The organism is Algoriphagus sp. NF, from assembly GCF_028823735.1.
GTDB classification, from domain to species: Bacteria; Bacteroidota; Bacteroidia; order Cytophagales; family Cyclobacteriaceae; genus Algoriphagus; species Algoriphagus marincola.
In genome coordinates this window covers 1-2,404 of sequence record NZ_JAPEIB010000085.1, presented here as the reverse complement: position 1 = coordinate 2,404, position 2,404 = coordinate 1, and the positions used below count along the sequence as shown (strand labels likewise).

At 40.6% G+C, this 2,404-nt stretch carries 2 protein-coding genes; one reads left to right on the top strand and one right to left on the bottom strand.

What is annotated here, in order from left to right:
* Positions 1 to 228 (bottom strand): hypothetical protein (locus tag OU792_RS18375; RefSeq protein WP_274671031.1); only part of this gene is annotated, 228 nt, incomplete at its 3' end.
* Positions 229 to 570: 342 nt separating this feature from the next.
* Here OU792_RS18375 and OU792_RS18370 point away from each other — a divergent pair.
* Entirely contained in the window at positions 571 to 2,370 is a 1,800-nt protein-coding gene (locus OU792_RS18370; RefSeq protein ID WP_274671030.1) for a type I restriction-modification system subunit M, read from the top strand.
* The last annotated feature ends 34 nt before the right edge of the window (positions 2,371 to 2,404 follow it).

Genomic DNA, 2,404 nt, shown 5'->3' with positions numbered 1-2,404 from the left:
CTCGGTGGTGTACCAATTTTCTGGTTCATCCTCGTGCCGACAAAAGGGGCAGAAAGCAACGTCATTTTGTTCAACTTTCTCCCAGTCCTTTGGCTTTATTTTAAACTGGAAGAGGCATTCTTCACTTGGACATTCTTTATCTAAATACCCGTCAGCATCAGTTTCAAGAGGAATAGATAATATCATCTTTTCCATTTTCTCAATTTCCTTGATCAATTTATCAAACATAGTATTTGGCTCTTTTTCAGAAAGTTACTTGTTTTTAAATCAAACGATTTGCTTTTGAAACTTAGAATATTGTAACCGACATTAATTGTCAGAGAAAGCTAGTTTCCTCAATCGCACATAGGGAGAAAGGGCTCAATTACCTATATTGGAGCGAGGTTAGGCCAATGGACTTTTTAGTAAGCCAGAAAGGTTGCCAAGAATAAATCCATTTGCATAAGGGCTGGGGGTAATCTTGGATTTAAAAAAAACCCAATCAAGCCTTGTTGACCAATAATCATTTGGAATTTTTCCGCTAATTGGTAGATAGGAAGAAGCCCACATTTTCAAGATTGAAGCATACGCATGAAAAATTTTAAGGAAAAAGCCGACCTGATCTGGAAAGTCGCGGACTTGTTAAGAGGCGACTACAAGCAATCAGACTATGGTAAGGTGATCCTCCCTATGACAGTCCTAAGACGATTGGACTGTATTCTGAAGCCCACAAAAGAAAAGGTTTTGAACTACCTTCCCAAGGTTGAAACCCTGAAAGAAGGAGCTAAAGATATTGCCCTAAACAAAATTGCTGGGCACAACTTCCACAACAGAAGCTCATTTGATTTTGATAAGATCGTCGCTGACCCAAATAATGTTGCGGCAAACCTTCGAAACTACATCAATGGGTTTTCGACTAGCGCGCGGGAAATCATCGAGTATTTCAACTTTGATGATCATATTGATCGAATGGACGATCCGAAAGCCGATATTCTTTTTCGTGTGGTCAAGTCTTTCCAGGAAATTGATCTTGCGGATATGGAGTCCATGGAAATGGGCTACACTTTCGAGGAACTGATCCGGAAATTTGCTGAACAGTCCAATGAAACAGCCGGAGAGCATTTTACCCCCCGTGAAGTAATTAAGCTTATGGTGGACATTCTGTTTACGGATGACTCCGAAACTTTGACCACGGATGGCATCGTGAAGACTCTTTATGATCCGGCTTGTGGTACTGGAGGGATGCTTTCAGTTGCCGAAAAACACATCAAGGACAACAACAAAAATGCAGAGCTAAAGGTCTTCGGCCAGGAGATCAATCCAGAGTCTTATGCGATTTGTAAATCGGATATGCTGATCAAAGGACAGAATCCTAGTAACATCAAGTTTGGAAATACCTTTACAGTTGATGGTCTGGAAGATGAGAAATTCGACTATATGCTATCCAACCCTCCTTTTGGAGTAGATTGGAAAAAAGCCGAAAAAATCATCAAAGCCGAATCAGATAAGAAAGGCATGGATGGCCGTTTTGGTGCAGGATTGCCACGTATCAATGACGGGTCTTTGTTGTTTTTACAGCACATGATTTCTAAGATGAAGGATAGTGGATCAAGGATCGCTATTGTCTTCAACGGCTCACCACTTTTTACTGGTGCAGCCGAGAGTGGTGAAAGCAATATTCGTAAATGGATCATTGAAAACGATTGGCTGGAAGCGGTGATCGCGTTGCCCGATCAATTATTTTATAACACGGGTATAAGTACCTATGTCTGGATTATCAGTAATCATAAGACTGCTGAACGTAAAGGCAAAGTCCAATTAATCAACGCCACAGGAGCAAAAGACGAGGAACTGGTCAAAGAAGGCAAACTAGACTTCAATCGTTTTTGGCAAAAAATGGACAAAAGCTTAGGAAATAAGCGCAAGAAAATCGTCGAAAACGGCTCTGAACGAGGCGTCGGGTTCATCACCAACCTCTACGGAAACTTTGAGGAAAATGAGTTTGTCAAAATTCTTCCAAATGAGTTTTTTGGATACTGGCGAATTACAGTTGAGCAACCTTTGAAAGATGAAAAAGGTAAAGTCACCAAGACCAAAGGAAAGCCAAAACCGGACACCACTTTGCGTGACTATGAGAATATTCCATTTCTGAAAAAAGATAAGACTGGTAAACTGGTTCCTCAAACCATCGAAGAATATTTCGACGCAGAAGTTAAACCGCACCTACCAGAAGCATGGATTGATCACAGCAAGACTAAAGTTGGCTACGAGATCAACTTCACCAAGTACTTCTACGAATTCAAGCCGCTCCGGTCTTTGAAAGATATCAAAGCTGATATTTTGGCTTTGGAAGAAAAAACACTTGAAACAGAGAAGATAATTTTGAACTAGGTGAAATATGCTGAGCGCAAATAAAGAAAAGCTA

What these genes read in the sequence shown, in the direction of transcription:
- OU792_RS18370 (WP_274671030.1), top strand. Translation starts at nt 571, where the DNA reads ATGAAAAATTTTAAGGAAAAAGCCGACCTGATCTGGAAAGTCGCGGAC.